This window comes from Streptomyces aureus (assembly GCF_000725495.1).
Taxonomy (GTDB): Bacteria; Actinomycetota; Actinomycetes; order Streptomycetales; family Streptomycetaceae; genus Streptomyces; species Streptomyces aureus_B.
Map to the genome: position 1 here is coordinate 260648 of NZ_JNZD01000006.1, position 22674 is coordinate 283321.

Sequence of the window (22674 nt, forward strand, 5' to 3'; positions counted from 1 at the left end):
GACGAGGTCAAGGCCGGTACGCGCAGCGCTGGAGCCGCCGACTGCTCACACCCAAAGGGCCCCGATCCGACGCAAATCACAGCAGCCGACCCAAAGTTCTGGCGGCCCAATGGGTCCCCGGCGACGAGTGGTCGGCCTCCGGCCTCGGGGTGCGATGTACTCGACCCGTCTCTACCCTGAAAAATATGGGACGTCATCCTGGCGAAGACGCGACGCGACAGAGTTCCCATTCCCTGCCCCCTGCCGACGCTCCGCCGTCACGCAGTCTGGTGCCGCGTGAAGCCACCGCTCCCGTGGCTCTCCACAGCGGCACCATCGACGAGTTCCTCGCATGGGCGGCGCAGGTTCCGCACAGTGAAGCGGGCGTCGTCCGTCTCCAGATTTCCGGTGCGAAGGACGATGCTCTGGCCGAGGGTCTGTGCGCGGCGCTGGAGGAGCAGCCGGTACGCGACCTCGGGCGGCATCTTGTCCTGCTGTCGACGATCGGCGAGCTCCGGGACGCGAGGGCGGTGCCTCGCCTCGAGGCGTTCGTCTGGTCACCGACGCAGCTGCTTCCATCGCCGGAAGAGGCCGGCGGCGAGTCTGACGACGACGGGCGCTCGATGCTGAACGCCCAGACGGTGTTGCAGGCGCGGGCGGCGGAGATGCTGTCCTACCTGGCCACGGAAGAGGCGGACCGTGCCACCCTGCGCATCGCGGCCGACCATCCGGAGCGGGCGGTACGGGCTGCCGCGATCGACGCGCACCTGTTCAACCACGGTGACACCGCCGAGGCCTTGGAGGAGGTGCTGCCTGTCGTACGGGCCGAGGACGTGAAGCTGGTCGGACTACCGCGGCTGACCGGGGACATGGACACCGCCGAGTTCGACCGCCGCGTGACCGCGTTCTACGAGCGGTACCCGGACGAACGTCCGCCCCTGCCGCATCGCGGCCCCGACTCCGGCCCGGACCAGGAGCCGCCGTCGCCCCGCAGGCGTGGGAGCGCCGGAACACCGGAGGAGGCCGGGCCGGATGTGCAATGACGGAAGCAACACGGAAGAGACGGCGGTGCAGGCCCTCTACGGCTGCTGGGCGGATCTGTACAACTGGGTCTGGCAGGCGTACCAGTTGACGGACGCCTCCTGGAATCCCGCCGGTATCAGCGACGCCTGCAATGTGGGCCTGCCCTTCGGGAAGGTGGTCAACAGCGCCTTCCTGATCAACTACTGCCTCACGGACAACCACAGTTCGCAGTGGCACTCCACGGAGGACTACCAGAGCTCGTCCAGAGCAGCCGACAACCGCTTCCACGGGCCCTTCTACCAGCGGTTCATCCAGTACAACGGCAGCAGCGAGGCGGATTCCGAGGTCGGAAGGGTCGCGGCCAGGGACCGGACGAACCTGCACTGCCCGTTGTTCAACCTCGGCGGCTTCTCCGACTCGGCCGGGAACCGTGCGTCGGTCATGCTCCATGAGTCATGGCATCACTGGCAGCACAAGCACGGCTTCTCCAGCAATCACATCGGCGGGTGCGCCAACGGACAGTGCGACTACTACTACTTCCACGGAGTGGGCGCCTACGAGTTCGGGCAGTTCGACCGGTACGACACCGATCCCAACCACCTGCTGTTCCACTCCCCGTACCAGGTGTGCGCCGAACTCGAGGGCGACATCGCCGAGAACGCCAAGCCGTTCGTCCCCGTGGTCGTCACCCAGACCGCCCGCAACCTCGGCAACACCCGCCTGTCCATCTGCTTCGCCAACACGGTCGGCTACCGCATCGGAAACCCCCGCCCCTGGTAGGCGCGCGGCAGGCATTGTTCCAAGGACCGCCCTGTAATGATCGCAGCCAGTCAGGCGCGATGGTCGAGTCTCGAGGTCAGTCGGCGGCGCAGGCGGGGTGAGGCTCCGTGGAGGGTTCCTGGTCTTGCCACGTCGTCCGGCTCGAGTTCCGGGCGGTCGGCGAGTGCCAGTGCGGCCGCGTAGGGTCGTTCGCCCTCTTCGAGCTTCGTCGCCACGGCATCGAGGACAGCCCGGAGAACGGCGGCATCCGCGGACGGGTGTTCCGCCAGCAGGCGCAGGAGCTTGTTGTCGTTCCAGGCGCTGTCGCGGGCCGCGGTCAGATCGAGGAGGACGGCGGGCGGGGTGTGGGGATTGGCCGCCAGGGCCTGCCAGACAAAGGGGTACGGGCACCGCGCGAGACGCTCCAGGGCGGAGCCGTCTCGCTCCGTCTGCACCTGGGCAAGGTAGTCAGCGGGGGTGGGCACGAGGCCGGCCTCTCGGGGTCGTCGAAGCCGTCATCCTGTCATTCCTCGCCCGATGGCGGTCCTACCGAATCGCCCCGCCAGGGGCTCAGGCGCTCCCGCCGCCGGAGAGGCCGTCTCGCCGCAGGGGAGGCCGTCTCGCCTCCGGTGAGGACGGTCTTCCCTCCGCGGTCACCGGCCGGCGGTGAGGCGGTCTCGTGGGCCGCCTCACCCCTCGTACGCGTCCGGAACCCGGCTCCTCAGTCGAGGCAGAACTCGTTGCCCTCGACGTCCTGCATCGGGATGCAGGACTCGTTCTTGTCATCCGCGTACAGCGTCTGCACGTGGACCGCGCCGAGGGCGACCAGTCGGGCGCACTCGGCCTCGAGCGCCGCCAGGCGCTCCGCGCCCACGAGTCCCGTGCCGACCCGTACGTCGAGATGCACCCGGTTCTTGACGACCCTGTCCTCCGGGACCCGCTGGAAGTACAGCCGCGGGCCGGCACCCGTGGGGTCGACGCAGGCGAACCACGCACCCCGGTCCTCGGGCGGCTGCGCTAGCGCGAAGTCGTCCCATGTGGCAAACCCGGCCGGCGGCGGCGGAACGACGTACCCGAGGACCTCGCACCAGAAGCGGGCGACGCGCTCGGGGTCCTTGCAGTCGAAGGTGACCTGGACCTGCTTCACGGATGGCATCGGCCCACCGTAGCAGGGGATCCTTGCAGGTCAACTCACTTTGGAAGCGCAGTTGTTGGGGCGGTTCGGATCGGGTTCCGAGGCGGTTCCGGGGTGCTCACACCTGCGGCAGGGACGGGTCCGGCTGCCAGGGCTCGGGCGCGGTCACCGACCAGCGTTCGTGGTCGCGCCAGGCGCCGTCGATGTAGAGATAGGCGGGCGACACCCCTTCGTAGCGGAAGCCGAGGCGCCGGGCCAGGGCCAGGGACGGCTTGTTGTCCGGCCGGATGCCGGCCTCCAGCCGGTGGAGCCGTAGTTCGGTGAAGGCGTACCGCAGCGTGAGGGCGAGCCCCTCCGTCATGTACCCCTGGCCCGCGGACGGGGCGAACGCCGCGTAGCCGAGGGACGCGCCCTGATAGCGGCCCCGGATCACCGAGTTGATGTTGACCGTTCCGGCGGCGACGCCCGTCTCCCGGACGCGGATCAGGAACCCCAGGTTGGTGCCGTCGTCGAAGCGGTGCATCCATTCCCTGAACCTCTCCGGGCTCGCGGGCAGTTGCATCCACGGCAGGTGCAGTTCGGCGCTGGCCCGCACGAGCGAGCAGAACTCGTCCTCGTCGGCGAGCGTGAGCGGGCGCAGTTCGACACGTGATGACAGTTCGGACATGGGCCAACCGTAGGGCCGTTCGCCGGCGGAAGGATCACCCGGGCGACCGATGCGCGGTGCCGCGGGCCCGGTGCCGGTCTCCGTTTCCCGCCGCTCCCCCGCGAGTTGTCCGCGTTCCCTCTCGGAATTGTCCGTGATCTGTAACAGGCGGATCCCCCGGCCGCCGTGGCTCGTCCTGCCAGGTGGTCGGACGGCGACCGGGGAACTGCGGCGGAGTGGGGCGGACATGGCACGGCACGGCAGCAAGCGGGGCTGGTACGGAAAGGTGGCCGGCGCGGCGCTCGGAGTGACCCTGCTGGCCGCGGGGGCCTCGGTGTGGACCGCGCAGGCCGGTGCCGTCCACCCCTCGGCCTCGCACCCCTCCTCGTCGGCCCCCGCCGACCGGGTCAAGGCGGTCGCGGTGACGATCGTGCACGCCTCGGACAAGGGCGCGAACGGCGTGAACATCACGATCGACGACGGCCCCGACCCCGCATGGACGCCCCAAGTGCTGGACGTGCTGCGTGAGTACGGGGTGAAGGCCACCTTCTGCATGGTGGGAACGCAGGCACAGGCCCACCCGGACCTCGTGAAGAAGGTGGTCGCGGCGGGGCACCGGCTGTGCGACCACTCGGTGTCGCACGACACCGGCATGGACAAGAAGTCAGAGGCGTACCAGTCGAAGGAGATACTCGACGCCGAACGCATGATCACCAAGGCGTCCGGAGGCGTGCGGCCCATGTACTACCGGGCGCCCGGCGGGGCGTTCACTCCCTACAGCCGCAAGCTGGCCGCGTCCCGGGGGATGCGGCCGCTGGGCTGGAACGTGGACTCCAAGGACTTCGAACGGCCGGGCACGGACGCCGTCGTCAGCACCGTCCAGCAGGAGCTGCCGAACGGACCGACGATCCTGTTCCACGACGCCGGCGGTGACCGATCGCAGACCGTCGAGGCCCTGCGCCGGATCCTCCCCTGGCTCAAGGAGCAGGGTCACACGTTCGGCTTCCCGGTGCGCTGAACCGGGGAGCGGGCCCCGTCACCGGCGCGCACGGGCCAACCGGCCCAACCGGCGGGCGGGGTCCGGTTCGTCCTGATCCCGGAAGCTTTCGGCTTCCGGGACGGTGCCACGGGGTGGACGACGGCGGGGCGGGCGGCAGAGACACCGACCGGGTACGGCCGGCCGGGCGGGCGGCAGAGACACCGACCGGGTACGGCCGGCGGGCCGCGTCTGCCGCGTAACCGCCGCCGCCGCGCGGTGGCACTCAGCCCTGGGCCACGTGACCCTCAGCCAGGCGCCGCATGCCCCTCAGGCCGCCCCGTGACGCTCAGCCCTGCTGCGTGCCGGGCGGCAGCGCCAGACCGGCGGGGGCGCCGGACCAGACGGGCTCGGGCGCGGCGGGAGCCTGAGTCCGGACGGGAGGCATCACCCGCTGCAGGTCGCTCTTGATCCGCTCGGCCTCGCCTCGGACCTGCGCGGGGATGTCACCGCGCTCGGCGACGAGCTGGCGGTAGATCGGGGCTTCCTGGAACACGGACAGCGTGTCCTTCCTGTCGGGGCCTCGCGCCGGGAACGGAGGCGGTTGCCGAGTGTACGGGCCTCTCGGCCCCCTCTTGTCCCGCTCTGGGCGCCGAGGGCCTCTCCGGGTGTCGGTCCGGCCGCGGCAGGACGGACGCGAGGCCCGCTCCGGGGCCCCTCCCGGCCCCAACATGCCTCAGGTACAGGGCTCTTCACCGGTGTCCGTTTTCCCCTGCGGCGGCGGATGTGCAACCGGCCACACCACCGCCGCAGGGGCCCGGCATATGGACACGGAGGACGGCTCAGCCCCTGCTCACGGCGACGGTCAGGAGATGTCCTGGAAGGAGCCGTGCCCGAAGGCCGGGCCGGGATGGGTCCCGGCGGCCGCGGGCGCGTTGGCGGGGGTGCGGCCACGGGCAGGGGTGCGGCCGCCGAGGCGGGGCCGGCGGCGAGGACGGCCGCCACGGTCAGCGGCGGTGCCGGTACGGTGCGTGACAGTTCACGGAACACGGGGTCGCCTTCTCCTGCGAGGGAAAAGCCTTCTGCCCCCAGCGACCAGATAAGTCGCGTACACGACACCCCTTGTCCGACCATCCTGCCCCACCCGACGCGACAGCCTCACCCGGGAGGCCGTCACGTCACGTCACATCAACCTTCTGCCAGGGCCTTGCGGGCCAGCAGATGGATCTCCTGGAACTGCCGCCGGTCGGCGGGCCGCGGCTCGCGCGTCATCCGGGCCACCTCGTCGAGACCGGCCTCGCGCAGCAACAGCGCGAGGTGGTCGGGCGACCACCGATGCGCCTCGGTGACCGCGTGGTCGAAGGCCTCCGTCGGGCGGGAGGGATCGTCGGCTCCCCAGAATCCGATCAGGAGATGGCCGCCGGGCGCGAGCACACGATGGAACTCGGCCAGGACACCCGGGACTTCGCGAGGCGGCATATGGATGATGGACCAGCGCGAGAGCACACCGGCCAGCGCGCCGTCCGCGATGTCCAGCGCGCCCATGGAACCCACCTCGAACCGAAGTCCCGGATGAGTCCCCCGAGCCAGCTCGACCATCACCGACGAGGTGTCGACCCCGAAGACCGAGAGGCCCAACTCGCGGAGGTGGGCGGTGATGTGCCCGGGCCCGCAGCCCAGGTCCGCGACCTGTCCGCCCCCGCCGTCACCGTTCCCGTCGCCGCCGTCCCCGCCTTCCCTGACGGCCTCGGCGAAGACACCCAGCATGGCCCGGTCCAGGGGCCGTCGGCTCAACTCGTCCCGGAACAGCCGGGCATACTCGGGCGCGACGGTGTCGTAGGCATCGCGGACCACACGCAGGGCATCGGGTTCGACCATGGGCCAGACGCTATCCGCTCGACGCACGGCCGGGCCTGCCTGTCGTCGGATCCGCGCCCCTCAGGAGTGCCCGGACTCCGCGGGGCCCCATCGGGGCGCGGCCTTTCTCACTTCAGGTCCAGTACGCCCACCGTCTGGTCGCCGCTGGTCTCTCCGGTGGTCCGGAAGCCCAGAGTGCGGTAGAAGTCGCCCGGGCCGTCCTCTCCGGGATGCCAGGTGGTCGTCAGGCGCGTGCCGCCTCGGCGCCGGATCTCCTCGGCCACGCACTCCACCGCGAAGCGGCCGTAGCCACGGCCCTGCTGCCCGTCCGCGATGTTGAGGCGCCACAACCCGGAGCGGAAGTCGGTGCCGTCGCCGGTCCAGTCGATGTCGAAGAAGGCCATGAGGAACCCCACCGCCCGGTCGTCGACGCAGATGAGCCGGGGCCAGGCGACCCCGGGGTGTACGTAGGCCTCGGCGAGCGACTTCACCACGGGGTCCACCAGGTGTTCCTGGTCCGGACGGACGCGCAGCGCGACGGCGGTGTCGAGGTTCGAGGCGGTGATCTCTTGCAAGTGCGGTGAAGCGGCCATGGGGGCACTTTATGAGGTCGTCTCAGGCGGCCGACCATGAGGCCGTCACACGCGGCCGACGGGCGGTCACACGTCCCTACGGCACTCACTGCGCCGGACAGGACACGGGCCCGGCTGCGGCGGATCTCCGGCGGCCTCGGCCCCGGAGGGCTCCGGCCGCACCGACAGGAACCCACGCGCTCACGCCCGGCCGCCCACGGGGCCGTACGTACCTCGTCATCGGCCCCGTTCCCGGGCCCTCACCCACAATTCTCGCCGCGTCCCGTACGCCCGTCCACTCCCGCGCTCCCGTCCACCCCCGTACGCCCCTCACCTGGGGCGGCGCGGCTTCTCCAGGCCCTCCGCCCCCGGCCTCCCGGCAAGCATCACCGCACGCCCAGAGGCAGTCCAGGTACCCGGAGGTACCCTGGACGGAGCAACTGACCACCCGCTCACGACACAAGCGGCCCGTAGCAGGCCCTTCGGAGTATCTCCATGGCATCACACCGGTCGCTCACCCGTCGTTCCGGCGTCAGCCGCCGTGTCTGGATCGCATCCTCGGTGGCCCTGGCCATCGCCGCGGCCGGCGTCGGGGGCGTGCAGCTCTCGCAGGCCGCCACGATCGACCAGGCCTCCGCGCCCGCGAAACGCGCGGCGCCGACGTGTGCCGACAAGACCTACTCCGCGATGACGTCCGCGCAGCGGGTCGGACAGCTCTTCATGGGCTCGGTCACACCGTCCGCGCCGGACAGCGCGCGGATCGCCCTCATGCGCCAGTACCACGTCGGCTCGGTGTTTCTCGCCGGTCGGAGCAAGGCCGGGACGAGCGCGACCAAGACGCTCGTCGACGGACTCCAGGCGAAGGCGGACAGCGTCGCCGGACACCGTGTCGGCCTGCTGGTCTCGACCGACCAGGAGGGCGGGGCGGTGCAGGTGCTCTCCGGTCCCGGGTTCTCGACGATCCCGAGCGCGCTGACCCAGGGCACGTGGACGACGACGAAGCTGCGCAGCGAAGCGGCCGTGTGGGCCAAGCAGCTCAAGTCGGCCGGGGTGAACCTGAACCTCGCGCCCGTCGCGGATGTCGTCCCCGCGAGTCTGGGCACGGCGAACGCACCGATCGGCAAGTACAACCGCGAGTTCGGCCACACCGCGGCGGTCGTGGCCCCGCACAGCAACGCGTTTCTCCAAGGCTCCCTGCAGTCCGGGGTGCTGGCCACGCTCAAGCACTTCCCCGGGCTCGGCTACGTCCGGGGCAACACCGACACCACGGCGGGCGTCGTGGACACGGTGACGACGAGCACGAGTCCGAGCGTCTCGGTGTTCAAGTCCGGCATCGACGCCGGAGCGCCGTTCGTGATGATCTCCTCGGCGACGTACAGCAAGATCGACGCGAACAACCGGGCCGCGTTCTCCTCGACGGTGATCCAGACCATGCTGCGCAAGAACATGGGCTTCAAGGGCGTGGTCATCTCGGACGACCTGGGCAACGCGGTGGCGGTGAAGGCCGTGGCCCCGGGCGACCGCGCGGTCAAGTTCATCTCCGCGGGCGGTGACGTGGTCCTGACCGTCGAACCGAACCTGATCCCGGCCATGACCAAGGCCGTGCAGAGCCGCATGACGCAGAGCTCGGCGTTCAGCACCCAGGTGAGCCAGAGCGTGCACCGCATCCTGAACGCCAAGCAGAAGGCCGGTCTGCTCACCTGCAGCTGACCGGGTCGGCCCGAGGGCGGTGCGGGACAGGACCGCCCTCGTGGTGCAAGGATGCGGCATGAGATCCCGAACTTCCGGCATGTGGTGGGGAACGACCGTCGAGGCACCGGACCCCGGCGGCCTGGCGAGGTTCTACGCCGAGCTCCTCGGCTGGCACCTGGGGCACGAGGAGCCGGGAACGGCCGTCGTCGCCGCTTCCCCGCAAGGGCCGTTCTTCGTGTTCCAGCAGGCGGACGGCTACCGGGCACCGGTGTGGCCGCCGGCCGACGGGGACCAACGGCCCATGATGCACTTCGACTTCCAGGTCGGCGACCTGGAGTCCGCGGTGGCAGACGCGGTCGCGCTCGGCGCCACGGTGGCCGACGTCCAGCCGCAGGACAACGTACGCGTCCTCTTCGACCCGGCCGGCCACCCGTTCTGCCTGTGCTTCGACGAGGCCTGACACGAAGGTGGGCCCGGCATGGCGGAGAGCCTTCCCGCTGACGTGGCCGACGTCCTCGACGCCGTCCTGGCCGTCGACGATCCGGTGCACCTCGCCCTGCGTCGACAGCTTCCGCACCTCCGCGTGCGCGAACGCTGCACGTGCGGGTGCGGGACGGCGTACTTCGACGTCGACACGAACGCCGCGGCACGGGCGCCGGTCGACGCCGGCACCGTGGTGGCCGCCGAGGCCACGCTCGTCACCGAGTCCGGCGAATGCCCCGGCGAGGTCCTGGTGTTCACCCAGGGCGGCTACCTGTCATGGCTCGAGGTCTGTTCCTGGAGCGACGGCGGCCCGGTGACACTGGCCGCGGCCCGGCGGTGGCTGCGGGCCGGGAACGAGGGACCCACGTAAGCGGTTCGGGCGGCGGTGCGCCGGGGCAATGAGCAGGGCGGTCAGCGCGTCCCTGACCACCGCGACGTCGTCGTACTGCCAGGACGCAGTACGGTGCCTCGCCGTCGGGCGGCCCGGTCGTCGTGGGGTGCCCCGCCCGGACCGGGGCACCCCACGACGCAGGCCCCCGGCCTTCACTCCGTGCGCAGTGCCGTCGCCGTGCGGACCTTGGCCGCCCAGCCCGCCGGGGTCATGGCGCCCAGCAGGGCGACGAGCACCCCGGCCAGGCCGAGCAGCACCAGTTGGGAGGTGTCGTACACGTCGAGGACCGACGGGGGCAGCCCGGTGCCCGCGGCCCGGCCCATGACGGGCAGGACGTAGTCGTGCAGCGCGTACCCGGCCGGGACGCCGATGAGTCCGCCGGCCACACCGATTCCTGCCACGGAGGCGAGGACCAGCGTCACGGTCTGCCGCGGGGACATGCCGAGCGCCTTGCACACGCCCAGGTCGTGGACGCGCTCGCGGGTGTCGAGGACGACGGAGTTGAGGACTCCGAGCCCCGCCACGGAGACCAGCATGAAGGTGAGCAGCGCGGCCATCGCCTCGAGCAGCACGATCATGTTCTCCCCCTGCGGGGCGGACTCGGCGAACGCGGCGCCGCCCAGCGGCTCGACCACCGCGTTGAGCTTGCGGGCGTAAGTGGCCGCGGAGACACCGGACTTGACCTCGATGTGGAAGACCTGCGGCTTCGCCTTGGCGAAGCTGTCGAGATCGGCGTGGAGTCGCAGACCGTCGTCCGAGGTGTCGAAGGCCTCGCCCACGATGCGCAGGCTCACCGTCTCCTTCTGGAACGTCACGCGCACGCTGCCGCCGATGCGGGTGCCCGTCCGCTCCAAAAACCGGGTGGGCACCACGACTTGGCCCCGGCCCGAGAGCCAGTGGCCCGCGATCATCTCGTAACCGCCCGCGCGGGAATCGCCCTGGTAGAGAACCGCCCGGACGGCCCCGGAGATCCCGGACACCTTCGCGTCACCCGTCGTGGTGCCGTAGTACGAGGCAGTGCCGGACTGCGCCGCGATCGCCGCGCGCACCGCGGCCGGATCCGCCGACGCCTGCCCCTGGTTCGGCCCCGAGGCCGCGGGAGCCTGCCCGGAACCCGGCGCCGCCGGCGCCCGCCGTCTCTCCACCACACCGCCCCCGGGGCCGGCGCCGTCCCCACCGCTGACGGCGGTGACATCGGCGCGGTTCTCGGGATCCTGTGCGTGGGCCACCGCGTTCAGGGACTGCGTCAGCCCGACCGCAAAGGTCGCGGCGACGGTTCCGAAGGTCACCGCCAGCACCATCGCGGCGGCCCGCACGGGGTGCGCGAAGGGACTCGCGAGGCCGTACGTCACCGGCCTCGGCAGCGGGAGCCGGCCCGCCGCCCGGTGCGCCCACTGTCCGCGTGTGGTGCGCGGTGCCCGGCCGACGGCGATGGCCTCGACGGTGCGCAGCCGGCCCGCCCGCAGCGCGGGCACCAGCGCCGCGACAGCGACCACGAGCAGCGCGCCGGCCGGTACGACGACGTCCACCCACCAGGCCACGGACAGCGACACGGTGCCGTACACGGACTCGGTGTCGTTCAGCAGTGGCACGGCCAGCACGTTGCCGAGGACGACCCCGAGCGCGATGCCGGCCGCGGCGGGGATCAACGCCTGGGCCACATAGGCCCGTACGACCTCGCGCGGGGTGAATCCGATCGCCTTGAGGATGCCGATCCGGCGCAGACTCGTGCCGACGGCGCCGGAGATCACGCTGCCGACGATGATGACGGACATGACGATCCCGAGCACGCCGAAGGCGACCAGGAACGGGATCGTCGCCGCCGCGCCCTGGTCGGCGGCGTGTTTGGTGTCCAGCCACGACTGGGTGCCGACCAGCGCGCCGGCGGGCAGGGCGGCGGCGATCGCCTTCCGGTCGGCCGCGATCTGCGCCTTGGTCGCCGCGGAGTCGAAGCGGTAGAGCATCTGGTTCGAGAGGCCGCCGTCGCCGCTGACGAGGGACCGGACCTGGGCCGGGGTCGCCCACATCTCGGCGGTCCCGCTCGCCGACAGCGCGAAGCCGACGACGGTGAGCGTCCGGGCGTCCTCGGCGTCGGAACTCCGCAGCTTCGTACCGAGTTCGAGGAACGGGCCGGAGAACGAGGCCGACAGCACGACCTCGCCCTGCTTGCGCGCCCACCGGCCCGACTTCAGGTCCAGCGCGTCCACGTCCTCGCCCGAACCGGACCGTCCGACGACCGTCAGCGCGGGCAGATGTCCGCCGTCCGGGCCCACCGGGTTGACGGTCGTGGACGGGAACGGTCCCGCGCTCGCCGTGACCCCGTCGAGGCGTCGCGTGCCCGCGAGTTGGGCCGCGCTCACCTTGGCCGGGTCGAACTCCGCGGTGATGTGCGCGCCGTGCTGACGGGCGAAGGCATGGTCGAAGGGAGCGTTGGTGGCGACGATGAGAGACCCTGCGACGACGGCCGAGGCCACCGCCATCATCGTGGCGACGGCGATCACCAGCGTCTGGACGCGTCGTCTGCCGACACCCGAGCGCACGACCCGCCCGAGGGCGCCGCTGCCGAACCCCGTCATCGGACGGCCTCCGCGTGGGTGTCGACGGCGACGTGGCCGTCGACCAGGTGGATCGTACGGGTGGCGCACGCCCGGGCCAGTTCGAGGTCGTGGGTGACGAGGACGACGGTCTGCCCGCCGCGGTGCAGGTCGACGAGCAGCTCCCGGACGTCCTGCCCGGAGGCGGTGTCCAGCGCGCCGGTCGGCTCGTCCGCGAGGAGCAGGGCGGGCTTGTTCACCAAGGCCCGTGCCACCGCGACGCGTTGGCGTTCACCGCCGGACAGCCGTCCCGGGTAGGCGCGGGCGTGCTTCTGGATGCCCAGTACCTCCATCAGCTCCCCGGCCCGGGACGCCGCCGCCCGCCGGGCGGTCCCGGTCAGCTGGGCGGGAAGCTGGATGTTGTCGGCGACGGTGAGGTCGTCGAGGAGGTTGAAGAACTGGAACACCATGCCGATCCGCTCCCGGCGGAACCGGGCCAGCGCGTGCTCGCCCATCCGGTCGATGCGCTGCCCGGCCACGGTCACGGAGCCCTCGCTCGGCCGGTCCAGACCGGCGATCAGATTGAGCAGCGTGGACTTGCCGCTGCCGGACGGCCCCGTCACGGCCAGGGCCTCGCCCTGCGCCACGCCGAGATCGACCGGTCCGAGCGCCGGGGCGTCGGCGCCGCCGTACCGCTTGGCGACGCCCTCCAGTTCGATCACGTGAGTCATGGGTGTGTCCGTCCTTCGTGGTCGGGAAGCCGATGCCCGGTGCGGGCCAGGTGAACGTACGGGCGGGCGGCTCGGGAGCGCGTCGGCCGTGGCACCGACATACGGCCCTCCCTGCGGAGGATCCGGCCACGAGGTCATCCTGGAGGAGTACGCCTGCCGGACAGGCCGGCCGGTCACGCAGGCGGACGTGGACCGGGGCGACGGGGCCGCACAATGTGCGGATGGAGAAGGAGGACCCCCACGGGCAGCCGCGCGACGCGTCGGGGGCGGGCACATGGCGCGAACGGGCCGGCGACGTACTGCGGCCGGGGACCTGGTGGGCCCACGTGCGCAGGGCGATGCGGCCGGAGGGCGAGCCCGCCCGGCCGTCCCGGCGCGCGCTGCGCCTGGACGTGCTGCTCGCGGTGGTGCTGACCGTCGTCGCGCTGATCGTGGCAGCCCGCTATCCCGGTGACGGACCGGTGCGGATCAGCTCCCGGGCCGTGTCCGAGGGCCGGGGCATTCTGCCCCCGGAACGCCCCGTGCCGCCCGTCCCGGGGTCCACGTACGACCCGCGGTCGTCCGCGCCCTGGGGCTTGGTCGTGCTGTCCGCGCTGCCGCTGATGGCCCGGCGCAGGTACCCGCTGCTGGCGTTCGGCGTGATCGCCGCAGCCGCGCTGGTCCTCGGGGACGCCGTCTCCTGGATCAACGTGCTGACCTGCAGCATCGGCGCGTACGGGGCCGTCGCGCACAGCCGCTACCGGACGCGGGCGCTGACCGCGCTGATCGCCGCCGCCGTGCTCGCCGGTGTCGCGTTCCGGGACACGGACCCCATGCTCCCCGGCTGGTCCAGCCCCGCCGTGGTGCTCCTGGTGGTCGGGGTGCTGGCCACGCTCGTCCGTCTCGGCCGTCTGCGGCTGGAGGCCAGCCGCAAGCGCTTCGCGGACCTGGAGCGGGCTCAGGAGCAGGCCATGCGCCGGGCCGTGGAGGAGGAGCGCGCCCGGATCGCCGCCGAGCTCCACGACGTCGTCACCCACAATGTGAGCGTGATGGTCATACAGGCGGGCGCGGCGCGCAAGGTGATGGACGCGGCTCCGGAGCGGTCCAAGGAAGCGCTGCTGGCGGTGGAGGCCGGGGGCCGTGCCGCCATGGCGGAACTCCGGCATGTGATGGGCCTGCTGGCCGGCCCGGACGCCGCCGCCGACACCCCCGCCGACGGCCTGGAGCCGCAGCCCGGTCTCGGACAGCTCGACGCCCTCGCCGAGCGGGTGCGGGCGGCCGGGACACCGGTGGGCCTGACGGTGTCGCTGCCGCCCGCACCGCTGCCGCCCGGGGTCGAGCTCACGGCGTACCGGGTCGTCCAGGAGGCGCTCACCAACACGATCAAGCACGCGGCCGGCGCCGGGGCGCGGGTCACGATCGGCTTCGCCGGATCCTGGCTGGAGATAGAGGTCAGCGACACGGGAGCCGTCCGGGACTCGCCCCCGGTCGACGGCAACGGCCGCGGGCTGATAGGGCTCCGCGAACGGCTCCCGCTCTACGGCGGCCGGCTCCTTGCCCGGCGGAGGCCCCCCCGCGGCCACCGTGCAGCGCGGCGACGTCATCGCGGACGACCAGGCCCTGGTCCGTACGGGCTTCGGAATGATCCTGGCCGCGGACGGCGTCGAGGTGACGGCCGAGGCGGCGGACGGGGCCGAGGCGGTCGACGCCGTCCGGCGCACCCGGCCCGACGTCGTCCTCATGGACATCCGGATGCCGGGGATGGACGGCATCGAGGCCACCCGGCGCATCCTCGGCGGCGGCCCCGACGGCTGCGACGGCACCCGGGTCATCATCCTCACGACGTACGACCTGGACCACTACGTGTACGCGGCGCTCACCGCCGGGGCGAGCGGCTTCCTCCTCAAGGACGTCACCCCCGAGCACCTGGTGGCGGCGGTGCGTCTGGTGCGCTCCGGCGACGCGCTGCTCGCGCCGACGATCACGCGCAGGCTCATCGAACGCTTCGCCCACCGCGAGGAGTCCCCGCGGACCGGCCTCCACCGTGATCTGTCCGGGCTGACCCCGCGCGAACTGGAGGTGCTCCGGCTGCTGGCAACCGGCCTCAGCAACGCGGAACTCGCGGACCGTCTGTTCCTCAGCCCCACCACGGTGAAGACCCATGTGGGCCGCATCCTGTCGAAGCTCGACCTGAGGGACCGTGTCCAGGCCGTCGTCCTCGCCTACGAGAGCGGCCTGATCTCGCCGCAGGGGCCGCCTGGAACGGACTGAGGGGTCGGGCGGGGGGCAACAAGCTCGGCCGGGGCCGGCACGCTCGACAGGGCCGGCCCGGTTGCCCGAGGGCGGCTCGCTCGGCCGGGGCGGCGCGCTCGACAGTGCAACGGGGTCAGGTGGACGCCCGCCAGATCGTCATGTCCGCCGTCAGGAAGCTGCCCTTGTTCGCCAGCACGGTCGACTTGACCTGGATGACGAGCAGCGCGATGTCACCGGAGGGGTGCTTGACGCAGATCTCGCTCCCGGCCGCCGCCGCGGCGAGCGGGAGACGGTGACTGGTGGCGCCGCTCAGGGCGAGGCTGCACGAGTCGAAGGTGGCACCTGGCTTCTCGGTGTACAGCATCGCGATCACACTCGTGTCGCTCGCCAGGGCGCAACTGTTCGCGTCGCAGTCGAGGCGGATGTCGCCCTTGGCGTCGTCGCGGTCGACCGGCTGCTCGATGTGCAGGGAGTGCTTGTCGTCCAGCCACTGGAGCGGATGTGCCTCGGCCAACGGGGTGGCGGTCGCCGGGGCGTCCGAGGGCCCAGGCGTCCGCCGGTCCGCGCCGGACACGGTCCCCGATCCCTTCGCGGGGGCCGACGTCCTCGGGGACGCGCCGTGCGTGGACGTCGACTTGGCGAGCGCGTCGATCCGGCGGAACTGTTCGCCCCCTTCCACGATCGCGTACACCAGCCCCGCGAACAACAGCGTCATCGCCACGCCGTACGCCGTGAACAGCGCGGCGCGCCGCCGCGGCGACGAGGGCCGTACCGGACGTGCCGCCTGCGGCCAGACGATCAACGGCATGGGGTGCACCGGGGTCGGATCGGGCACGGGAGCCGGCACCGTCACCGGCGGACCCGTGATGTCCCGCCAGACGGCCGGACCCGCGCCGTCGTCCGCGTCCCGGCCCAGTCGCTCCCGGCACATGTGGACGATCTCCGCGGGAGTGGCCCGCTCACCGGGATCGGCGGCGAGACAGCGGGCGATCAGTGGCCGTATCCGCTCGGGCAGCGGCGACAGGTCGGGTTCCGAGTGCACGATCCGGTAGAGCACGCCGACCGACGGGCCGTCCCCGTAGAGCGGTTCGCCCAACGCGGCGAACGCGGCCGTCTGCCCGAGCGCGAACACGTCGGTGGCGGCGGTGACTTCACCCGCCGACGCCTGCTCGGGTGCCATGAACTGGGGTGTGCCGATGGCGGCGCCCGTGGCCGTGTGCCAGGTGATGCCGGAGGCCAGCGAGATGCCGAAGTCGATCACGCGCGGCCCGTCGGCGGCCAGCAGCACGTTCGACGGCTTCAGGTCGCGGTGCACGATGCCCGCGCCGTGGATGGCCTCCAGCGCCTCGGCCACCCCCGCCATGAGCCACAGCACCGCCTGCACCGGCAGGGGCCCGCGCCGGGAGACCACCTCCGACAGGGAGGGACCGGGCACGTACAGCGTGGCCAGCCAGGGCGGTGTGCCGTCCGCGTCGGCGTCGATCAACTCGGCCGTGTAGGCGCCCCGGACGCGCTGGGCCGCCTGGATCTCCCGGCGGAACCGGTGCCTGAAGTCCGGTGAGTCGACGAGCTCGGGCCGTACTACCTTGATCGCCACCGGTCGGCCACCGCCCGTGTGGGACAGATAGACCCGGCCCATGCCGCCCGCGCCGAGTCTGGCGGCGATGCGGTACCCGGCCACCAGACGCGGATCGTCCGCCTCCAGTGGCTGGAAGGTCTCGGCTGCGCTCTTCATCGGACTTGGTCCCCCCGACCCCGTACCCCTGCCCCCGGTTTTGATCAACGACAGCCTACGACCTACATCATGACGACGCGTCAGTGACCCATGTCGACTGACATCCCTTCAGTTGCCAGCGGCCACGTGCCTCAGGAAGCTGTCGGCGTGGGCGGGTTCCGCCAGCCGGCCCAGCTCCAGCCAGGAGCCGTCGGTGAAGCACAGCCGGAACGTGGCGAAGCCCCGGGGCTGACCGGCCTCGCCCTCCACCCGTACCTCGGAGGACGGGTACTCCGCGACGATCCGGAAGTCGTCCGCCTTCGTGGGCGAGAGACGGCGCCGGGGTGAGGCGGCAAGGCAGACACGGCCGGGGGCCAGCATCACCAGCCGTTTCGGGTTGGGCGACTGGGTGTACCAGCGCAGGAGCAGCTGGCCGGCCGACAGGTCCCAGTCGCCGTCGAAGACACCGTCGGTCCGCTCCCCGCGCTCGCTGTCGCGCGTCGTCGGCCGCCGGTCGGCGGACGTCCCTCCCGAGGCCGTGCGGGAGCTCCGTGACCGTCTGTCGGGCGTCGCACCACCGAGACGGTCGCCGAGCTTGTCGATGAGCATCATCGGCACGAACACGAAGAAGAACGCCACCGCACCGACGTACAACAGCCAGTGGTGACGCGGCTTGAGCCGGCCCTTCCCTGCGGCGCGGTGGACGTCGGCGGGCGGTTTCGGGATCCGCTTGTGGACCTCGCACCAGACCATGGCCGTGGGGTCCTCCCCCAGGATCGTCCGCATCCGCCGCTGCACCTTGCGCTTCGCCATGGAGGGAATCCTAAGAGGCCGCGAGCTGCGGGAATCCGGCCCCTCCCGGGCTCCACTCCGGTCCGGTCGGGGCCCGGCTGCGGTCCGGCTCCGCTCGAAATACGGCCCAACCCGACGGTGTCCGCCAACTGACCTTCTCCCGTGCCGAGTTGGTCAGTCCTTCACGATCCTCGTCTCGGCACCCGGAATTCCCTTGTCCCACCAGTGGTTGTAGCGGCCGTACGGAGCCGGGTCACGGTCCGCGAGCAGCGCCGCCAGCCGTTCGGCCTCCTCGGTGAGCCCGCGCCAGGACTCCTTGTCGAGCTTGCGGAACGCGGTCAGTTCCAGCGCTCCGTCGATGGTGCGCCACACCCCGGCGACCTGCCCGTCGACGAGCAGGGTGGGCAGGATGTCGCCGTTGCGCCGGACGACGAGGGGACGGTGCTCCGGGGACATGACGCGCCCGGGGACGGCGTGGGCGAGCAGGATGCTGTCCCACATCGGCAGCAGCCTCGGCGGCGCGGGTGTGTCCTCGTCGGGCACGGTCGCGTCCGGCAGGTCGTACAGGACGGCGCGACCGGGCCCGGGAACGCGCACCACCTGGTCACCGAGATCGCCGAGCGCCCGGGTGATCACGGGCCGTCCGAGCAGGGTGAAGCGCGCGAAGTCCTGAGCCGACGCCGGTCCGAACGCCTTGAGGTACGCGAGCAGGAGCCGCCGTGCGCCCGCCGCCACGTCCGGTGCCGCCCCGGCGGCCAGCGCGGGCGCGGCACGGTAGGTGTTGGGCAGCCTGAAGGACCACGGACCGCCGGTCGGCACGTGGTGGAGCGGCGCGTACGTCTTGAGCGCCCACCACACTTGGCGCGCCCGTTCACCGAAGTGGGCCGTGACCTCGCGCTCCACGTCGGTTCCGGTGTGCGGGTGCGCCAGGAACTCGGCGAGCCGTGACAGCGTCCCGTCGGCGTCCTCCTCGGTCAGCCCGGTGGAGGTGTACCGGCGGTCGTAGACCCGCGAGGCCCGCAGCCCCGGGGCCATGACGGCCTGGAAGGGCGCGTAGTCCTCGGCGTGGACGGCGTGCAGCGTGTTCCGCATGAGGGTCGCCTTCACGATCCGGCGATCCGCGAACGCGGCGTGGAGGTCCTCGGGCACGAAGCCCTCCACCCGGTTCCACAGGGCGAGGTACGGCGAGGCGGGTGCCTGCGCCTGAACGGCACAGATGCGGCGCACCGCTTCCACCACGTCGATGCGCTGCCGCTCCAGCAGGAGCTGCCGGTCCAGGGCCGCAAGGATGAGCTGCCGCTCGGTGAGGGTCACGCCCGGATTATCCCTCTCCCCCACCACCCGCAGCCCGCCGTTCCACCACGGGCGTGGCTGAGCGCACCTCACCGGCGCCCTTCTCGGTCGCTCCTTCTATCCTCGGGAGCGAGGGGGTGCCATGGCTGACCGGGATTGGTACGACGACCGCGACTACGCAAACGCGGTCGAGCGGTCCGAGAAGGCCGCCCGAGCGGGGTGGACGGCGATCGCGGGCGTGACGGGACTGTTGGGCCTCGCAACGGCGGCGGCCGTCATCGCGGGCCTGGCTTGCGCGGCCGGGATGCTGTACGTCGTGATGGTCGCCACCCGCTAGTAGGCGAATGCCGGTCCAGCCCGGCCCACCCGGCGAGTCCGGGCGATCTGGTCTCGGTACGAGGCAGGGACAGCCGGCCGTCGTGACGGCCGACGCCCATCATGTGGTCGAGCGGGACCGCCCCACCCCTCCAGTCCCCCTGCACCCTGACACCCCGTCAGGGTCGGCTCAGGGTCGAGGCCGGGACCTCACCGATAGCGGCCGCCCGGCCTCGGCCAGCACGCTGGGATCATGTTGAACACGACCACTGATGGCCGCCGCTCGTCCCTCGTCCGTCGCGCCGCGCTCGCCCTCGCGGGCGCCGCCGCCGTGACCGCTCTGGTGGGCTCGTACGCGCCGAACTCCGCCCACGCCGCGTCCCGTTCGCCCGTCGGCGAGTCCGCGACCGACTTCGGCGACTGCCCCGCCCTCCCGGCCGGAGTCGACCCGGCCCGCTGGCGCTGCGAAGTGCACACGGCCGCACCACGGTTGAACCTCGGGAACATCACCATGACCCTCGCTCCGATCACCATGACGCACGCCGAGGGGCCCATGCCGGACGGAACGGCGGGGCAGGTGTGGGGTGCGATGCACAGTGCGCCCACGGCCGTCCCGGGCGGGCTCACCGGCACGGCGGAGGGTGAGCACGCGCGGAGCCTCGGGCTGGCGATCCGGCCGGAGTACGGCGGCCGGTCCGACTTCTACACCGGGCGGTTCAGCCTTCGCTTCCGGCTGTCGAGCCCGCTGCTGGCCCACGGATGCACGATCGGGGCGAGCGCACCGGTCGACTTCCAGCTGAAGCGGTCGGGACCCTCGGTGTGGGTCTCGCAGGATCCGCCGGTGATCAAGTTCTCTGCGTACGACGACACATTCGCCGCCCCCGCCGCCGAACACTGCGGGCCCCTGGCCGGCCCCCTCAACCGACGCCTCGGCCTCCCCGCGGCAAGCGGCAACCTGATGTCCTACGACGCGACCTACACGTTCCTGATGTACGACCGGCTGCCCGCTTCCTGAGGGAACGACGACCGGTTTGCCTGCCTCCTCACGTCTACAGCGGGCCCCGGTCCCCAGGGCACGCCGCAGGTGGACACAGCTCGCCCGGCGTTCCGCATCCGTGGGGCGCCGGGTCACCCGTGAGCACACACACGCCCCCGGAATCGGCCCTCACCCGGAGGTGTGAACTTGCCCGTCGCACCCGTAGCGGCTGATCGACGCCGTGCGTTGGGGCAGGCGTGTCCCCTCTAGACTCCGCTCACGTCTCGCTCTGGCTGCTCAACCACTTCAGCACCTTCACCCTGGCCGTCGTCACCGTCGGCGGGACCGTCCTCCTCGCCGTCGGCGGCAGTGTGCTGCTCCGCCGCAGATATCCCTCGGTCGCACGCGGCGAGCACAACGACATGGTCGGCGTGACGCTCGGCATGTTCGGCGCGATCTACGGAATCATCCTCGCGTTCGTCATCGTCACCCTGTGGACCCAACTGGAGGACACCCAGACCATCGTGGCGTCCGAAGCCACCGACGCGGCGCTCATCACGCGGGACGCCGCCGCGTTCCCGGCCCACGTGCGGGCCCAGCTCGACTCCAGCATCGGCGGCTACGTCCACGCGGTCGTCGAGGACCAGTGGCCCCGGATGCGCGCGGGAAACCCCAGTTACGGGGCGACGGAAACCCATCTGGCCTCCGCGTACGAAGCACTCCAGCGATACGACCCCAAGAGCGAGAGCGAGCAGGTCTTCTACGAGGAGGCCGTATCGCATCTCAACGACGTCGCCTCGCAGCGCCGCGCCCGCATCACCATGGCCCGCCAGGAACTCCCGCCGCTGCTCCAGGTACTGGCGTTCGGCGGCGCGCTCGTCCTCGTCCCGCTCACCTTCCTGTACGGCATGCGCAAACTGCGGGTCCAGATGCTCTTCGTGGCCTCGGTCGCCGGACTCGTCGGCTTCAGTCTCCTCCTCGTCTTCGTGCTGGACCGGCCCTTCGCCGGCGAACTGAGCGTCAGCCCGGCCCCGTACAGAGAGGGCGCTCTCGCGCAGTACTGGCCCCATGGAACCGGCGACGTGAGCGCCGATCACCGAACTCCGCCCGCCAAGAACTGAATGCGCCGAATCTGTGCCCTCGGCGCCGCCGGAAACGCTGCTTTCCTGGGCCGCCGAGGGGCCACCGACGCCATCCGGCACCGGCCCTCACGCCTGGGGCCGACCACCCGCCGACAGCTCCTCACCCACCCTCCTACACCCTCGCCCAAAACTCTCTGACCTGGCACTTTGCCGAAACTCGCGTACCGTGACGAGTTCCGCCGGACATCAACTCAGGGGGTCTTCATGAGCCGGGAAAACACCACGACGGACACGCCTCGGCGCGAGGATCTGTGGGGTCGGGAGGCGATCCGGAAGCGGCCGGGCATGTACGTCGGCTCGGTAAGTGAACGCGGTCTGCACCAAGCGGTGTTCGACGTGGTCGAGCGGGCGATGAACGATGCCCTGATCGGTCCAGGAGGGCACGTGGACATCACCCTCACCGCCGACGGCGGCATCCGGGTGACCGACGACGGTCCGGGCGTACCCGTGGAAGCGGCGGGACACTCGGGCGGCCGGGGACTCGAGGACGTGCTGACCCACCTCCAGGACCTGAAGCGCCGCCACCCCCGAGGCCGCCACACCGTGGCCCTGAGCCCCTTGAGCAACGAACCGGCCGTCACCAACGCACTGTCGAGTCGCCTGACCGCCGAGGTACGACGCGACGGGCGCCGCTGGATCCAGGAGTACGCGTGCGGCGAAGCGACCGCCCAGCCCACGGACGCGGGAGCGGCGGCCGGAAGCGGCACCACCATCACGTTCTGGCCCGACGCCGACATCTTCGAGACGACGACCCCCTCCTTCGAGCGTCTGACGAACCACTTTCGCGAAGCAGCCGTCCTGAACCCGGCATTGACCGTCTCCCTCGCCGACGAACGGGTCGCGGGCGAGTCGCGGTCCGTGCGCTTCCATTTCCCCGACGGACGCGAGGACCTGGTCGCGGCCCTCGGCATGGAGACCGGAGCACGCGTCCACCCGGACGCCATCTCCTTCGCGGAGGAGGACGAGCGGATGGCGGGGTCCGTGGAGGTGTGGCTGCGCTGGTGCGACTCCCAGGAGGAGAGCGTCAGGAGCTACGCCAACAGCATGCGCACCTTCGAGGGCGGCACGCACGAGGCAGGCTTCCGCGAGGGAGTGACTGCCGCCGTGGACGTATACGCTCGCGGGCAAGGGCTGTTGGCAGCCGACGATCCTCGGCCGGCCTACGACCGCGTCGGCGCGGGCCTGACGGCCGTCGTCTCGGTGAAGCTGGACAACCCCGAGTTCTACGGAGCCACCCGCACCCGACTGGGCGGCGACGGCGACCTGGCCCACCCGGGCATCCACGACACCGGCACGGTACAGACCCGCGTCCGCGACATCGTCCGAGCACACGTCGGCACCTGGCTGAACCACCACCCGGAGCAGGCCGAGAGCATCGTCAGGAGAATCACCGACGGAACCCGTCGGGGCTGAGCGGGAGCCGGCACCGGTC

The 22674-nt window shown here is 71.7% G+C and carries 24 protein-coding genes and 1 pseudogene; 12 read left to right on the forward strand and 13 right to left on the reverse strand.

The window, feature by feature from the left end:
- The first annotated feature begins 293 nt into the window (after positions 1-293).
- Together IO36_RS13855 and IO36_RS13860 are read left to right on the forward strand one after the other, a co-directional pair.
- Positions 294-1022 carry a hypothetical protein gene (locus tag IO36_RS13855; RefSeq protein ID WP_037619788.1) on the forward strand — a complete coding sequence of 243 codons (729 nt, stop codon included), beginning with the start codon at positions 294-296 and terminating at the stop codon, positions 1020-1022.
- Complete coding sequence (locus IO36_RS13860; RefSeq protein ID WP_037619789.1) at positions 1012-1782, forward strand: hypothetical protein; 771 nt, start codon at positions 1012-1014, stop codon at positions 1780-1782. Before IO36_RS13855 ends, IO36_RS13860 begins: the two co-directional genes overlap by 11 nt.
- A 50-nt stretch (positions 1783-1832) precedes the next feature.
- Here the strand turns inward: IO36_RS13860 and IO36_RS13865 are convergent, their stop codons facing one another.
- From IO36_RS13865 to IO36_RS13875, 3 genes are all read right to left on the reverse strand, one after another.
- Positions 1833-2216 (reverse strand): hypothetical protein, encoded by a 384-nt coding sequence (locus IO36_RS13865; RefSeq protein WP_245173261.1) that lies wholly within the window; start codon positions 2214-2216, stop codon positions 1833-1835.
- Between the two features lie 266 nt (positions 2217-2482).
- A complete protein-coding gene (locus IO36_RS13870) occupies positions 2483-2917 on the reverse strand; it encodes a VOC family protein (RefSeq protein ID WP_037619793.1) in 435 nt (144 codons plus the stop codon).
- A 97-nt stretch (positions 2918-3014) separates the two neighbouring features.
- Positions 3015-3563 carry a GNAT family N-acetyltransferase gene (locus IO36_RS13875; RefSeq protein WP_037619794.1) on the reverse strand — a complete coding sequence of 183 codons (549 nt, stop codon included), beginning with the start codon at positions 3561-3563 and terminating at the stop codon, positions 3015-3017.
- A gap of 226 nt (positions 3564-3789) precedes the next feature.
- Here IO36_RS13875 and IO36_RS13880 point away from each other — a divergent pair, with 226 nt between their 5' ends.
- Positions 3790-4560: a polysaccharide deacetylase family protein gene (locus IO36_RS13880; protein ID WP_037619796.1), complete on the forward strand. Its 771-nt coding sequence runs from the start codon at positions 3790-3792 to the stop codon at positions 4558-4560.
- A gap of 307 nt (positions 4561-4867) precedes the next feature.
- On the opposite strand, the gene IO36_RS13885 is transcribed toward IO36_RS13880, so the two are convergent.
- From IO36_RS13885 to IO36_RS13895, 3 genes are all read right to left on the reverse strand, one after another.
- Positions 4868-5074 (reverse strand): hypothetical protein, encoded by a 207-nt coding sequence (locus tag IO36_RS13885; protein ID WP_037619797.1) that lies wholly within the window; start codon positions 5072-5074, stop codon positions 4868-4870.
- Positions 5075-5706: 632 nt separating this feature from the next.
- Positions 5707-6396: a class I SAM-dependent methyltransferase gene (locus IO36_RS13890; protein ID WP_037619799.1), complete on the reverse strand. Its 690-nt coding sequence runs from the start codon at positions 6394-6396 to the stop codon at positions 5707-5709.
- Between the two features lie 107 nt (positions 6397-6503).
- The gene (locus IO36_RS13895) at positions 6504-6968 is read right to left on the reverse strand and encodes a GNAT family N-acetyltransferase (RefSeq protein ID WP_037619801.1); all 465 of its coding nucleotides are present in this window, start codon (positions 6966-6968) and stop codon (positions 6504-6506) included.
- Between the two features lie 474 nt (positions 6969-7442).
- Between IO36_RS13895 and IO36_RS13900 the strand changes: the two genes are divergently transcribed.
- From IO36_RS13900 to IO36_RS13910, 3 genes are read left to right on the forward strand one after another with little or no spacing between them, the layout of a single operon-like run.
- Positions 7443-8657, forward strand: coding sequence for a glycoside hydrolase family 3 N-terminal domain-containing protein (locus IO36_RS13900; RefSeq protein ID WP_037619802.1), 1215 nt, complete (start codon positions 7443-7445; stop codon positions 8655-8657).
- Between the two features lie 58 nt (positions 8658-8715).
- Positions 8716-9099 carry a VOC family protein gene (locus tag IO36_RS13905; protein ID WP_037619804.1) on the forward strand — a complete coding sequence of 128 codons (384 nt, stop codon included), beginning with the start codon at positions 8716-8718 and terminating at the stop codon, positions 9097-9099.
- Between the two features lie 18 nt (positions 9100-9117).
- Complete coding sequence (locus tag IO36_RS13910) at positions 9118-9492, forward strand: hypothetical protein (protein WP_037619805.1); 375 nt, start codon at positions 9118-9120, stop codon at positions 9490-9492.
- A 173-nt stretch (positions 9493-9665) separates the two neighbouring features.
- Here the strand turns inward: IO36_RS13910 and IO36_RS13915 are convergent, their stop codons facing one another.
- From IO36_RS13915 to IO36_RS48910, 4 genes are all read right to left on the reverse strand, one after another.
- Positions 9666-12089 (reverse strand): ABC transporter permease, encoded by a 2424-nt coding sequence (locus IO36_RS13915; protein ID WP_037619806.1) that lies wholly within the window; start codon positions 12087-12089, stop codon positions 9666-9668.
- Positions 12086-12778, reverse strand: coding sequence for an ABC transporter ATP-binding protein (locus IO36_RS13920; RefSeq protein WP_037619807.1), 693 nt, complete (start codon positions 12776-12778; stop codon positions 12086-12088). Before IO36_RS13920 ends, IO36_RS13915 begins: the two co-directional genes overlap by 4 nt.
- 442 nt (positions 12779-13220) lie before the next feature.
- The gene (locus IO36_RS48100) at positions 13221-13484 is read right to left on the reverse strand and encodes a hypothetical protein (protein ID WP_037619808.1); all 264 of its coding nucleotides are present in this window, start codon (positions 13482-13484) and stop codon (positions 13221-13223) included.
- Between the two features lie 30 nt (positions 13485-13514).
- Positions 13515-13649 (reverse strand): hypothetical protein, encoded by a 135-nt coding sequence (locus tag IO36_RS48910; protein WP_280923723.1) that lies wholly within the window; start codon positions 13647-13649, stop codon positions 13515-13517.
- A gap of 79 nt (positions 13650-13728) precedes the next feature.
- Here IO36_RS48910 and IO36_RS49160 point away from each other — a divergent pair.
- A pseudogene (locus IO36_RS49160) lies at positions 13729-14328 on the forward strand (sensor histidine kinase); the annotation flags it as partial.
- A gap of 13 nt (positions 14329-14341) precedes the next feature.
- Positions 14342-15028 carry a response regulator gene (locus IO36_RS13935; RefSeq protein WP_037619810.1) on the forward strand — a complete coding sequence of 229 codons (687 nt, stop codon included), beginning with the start codon at positions 14342-14344 and terminating at the stop codon, positions 15026-15028.
- A gap of 115 nt (positions 15029-15143) precedes the next feature.
- On the opposite strand, the gene IO36_RS13940 is transcribed toward IO36_RS13935, so the two are convergent.
- The 3 genes from IO36_RS13940 to IO36_RS13950 all read right to left on the reverse strand — a co-directional run bounded on the left by IO36_RS13940 (position 15144) and on the right by IO36_RS13950 (position 18830).
- The gene (locus IO36_RS13940) at positions 15144-16745 is read right to left on the reverse strand and encodes a serine/threonine-protein kinase (RefSeq protein WP_051900421.1); all 1602 of its coding nucleotides are present in this window, start codon (positions 16743-16745) and stop codon (positions 15144-15146) included.
- A gap of 108 nt (positions 16746-16853) precedes the next feature.
- Complete coding sequence (locus tag IO36_RS13945; protein WP_037619811.1) at positions 16854-17537, reverse strand: hypothetical protein; 684 nt, start codon at positions 17535-17537, stop codon at positions 16854-16856.
- Positions 17538-17690: 153 nt separating this feature from the next.
- Positions 17691-18830 carry a winged helix DNA-binding domain-containing protein gene (locus tag IO36_RS13950; protein WP_037619812.1) on the reverse strand — a complete coding sequence of 380 codons (1140 nt, stop codon included), beginning with the start codon at positions 18828-18830 and terminating at the stop codon, positions 17691-17693.
- A gap of 121 nt (positions 18831-18951) precedes the next feature.
- On the opposite strand from IO36_RS13950, the gene IO36_RS13955 reads away from it, so the two are divergent.
- The 4 genes from IO36_RS13955 (at position 18952) to IO36_RS13970 (ending at position 22655) form a co-directional block, all read left to right on the forward strand.
- Positions 18952-19146, forward strand: a complete 195-nt coding sequence (locus IO36_RS13955; protein WP_037619814.1) for a hypothetical protein — start codon at positions 18952-18954, stop codon at positions 19144-19146.
- 231 nt (positions 19147-19377) lie between these two features.
- Entirely contained in the window at positions 19378-20139 is a 762-nt protein-coding gene (locus IO36_RS13960) for a hypothetical protein (protein ID WP_037619815.1), read from the forward strand.
- A 218-nt stretch (positions 20140-20357) separates the two neighbouring features.
- Positions 20358-21221 carry a bestrophin-like domain gene (locus IO36_RS13965; protein ID WP_051900424.1) on the forward strand — a complete coding sequence of 288 codons (864 nt, stop codon included), beginning with the start codon at positions 20358-20360 and terminating at the stop codon, positions 21219-21221.
- A 225-nt stretch (positions 21222-21446) separates the two neighbouring features.
- Entirely contained in the window at positions 21447-22655 is a 1209-nt protein-coding gene (locus IO36_RS13970) for an ATP-binding protein (RefSeq protein WP_037619817.1), read from the forward strand.
- The last annotated feature ends 19 nt before the right edge of the window (positions 22656-22674 follow it).

Coding starts and splice junctions, on each gene's coding strand:
- IO36_RS13860 (WP_037619789.1), top strand. CDS start 1,012: ATGTGCAATGACGGAAGCAACACGGAAGAGACGGCGGTGCAGGCCCTC.
- IO36_RS13870 (WP_037619793.1), bottom strand. CDS start 2,917: ATGCCATCCGTGAAGCAGGTCCAGGTCACCTTCGACTGCAAGGACCCC.
- IO36_RS13875 (WP_037619794.1), bottom strand. CDS start 3,563: ATGTCCGAACTGTCATCACGTGTCGAACTGCGCCCGCTCACGCTCGCC.
- IO36_RS13880 (WP_037619796.1), top strand. CDS start 3,790: ATGGCACGGCACGGCAGCAAGCGGGGCTGGTACGGAAAGGTGGCCGGC.
- IO36_RS13890 (WP_037619799.1), bottom strand. CDS start 6,396: ATGGTCGAACCCGATGCCCTGCGTGTGGTCCGCGATGCCTACGACACC.
- IO36_RS13895 (WP_037619801.1), bottom strand. CDS start 6,968: ATGGCCGCTTCACCGCACTTGCAAGAGATCACCGCCTCGAACCTCGAC.
- IO36_RS13900 (WP_037619802.1), top strand. CDS start 7,443: ATGGCATCACACCGGTCGCTCACCCGTCGTTCCGGCGTCAGCCGCCGT.
- IO36_RS13905 (WP_037619804.1), top strand. CDS start 8,716: ATGAGATCCCGAACTTCCGGCATGTGGTGGGGAACGACCGTCGAGGCA.
- IO36_RS13910 (WP_037619805.1), top strand. CDS start 9,118: ATGGCGGAGAGCCTTCCCGCTGACGTGGCCGACGTCCTCGACGCCGTC.
- IO36_RS13915 (WP_037619806.1), bottom strand. CDS start 12,089: ATGACGGGGTTCGGCAGCGGCGCCCTCGGGCGGGTCGTGCGCTCGGGT.
- IO36_RS13920 (WP_037619807.1), bottom strand. CDS start 12,778: ATGACTCACGTGATCGAACTGGAGGGCGTCGCCAAGCGGTACGGCGGC.
- IO36_RS48100 (WP_037619808.1), bottom strand. CDS start 13,484: ATGCTGCAGGTCAGCACGTTGATCCAGGAGACGGCGTCCCCGAGGACC.
- IO36_RS13940 (WP_051900421.1), bottom strand. CDS start 16,745: ATGAAGAGCGCAGCCGAGACCTTCCAGCCACTGGAGGCGGACGATCCG.
- IO36_RS13945 (WP_037619811.1), bottom strand. CDS start 17,537: ATGGCGAAGCGCAAGGTGCAGCGGCGGATGCGGACGATCCTGGGGGAG.
- IO36_RS13955 (WP_037619814.1), top strand. CDS start 18,952: ATGGCTGACCGGGATTGGTACGACGACCGCGACTACGCAAACGCGGTC.
- IO36_RS13960 (WP_037619815.1), top strand. CDS start 19,378: ATGTTGAACACGACCACTGATGGCCGCCGCTCGTCCCTCGTCCGTCGC.
- IO36_RS13970 (WP_037619817.1), top strand. CDS start 21,447: ATGAGCCGGGAAAACACCACGACGGACACGCCTCGGCGCGAGGATCTG.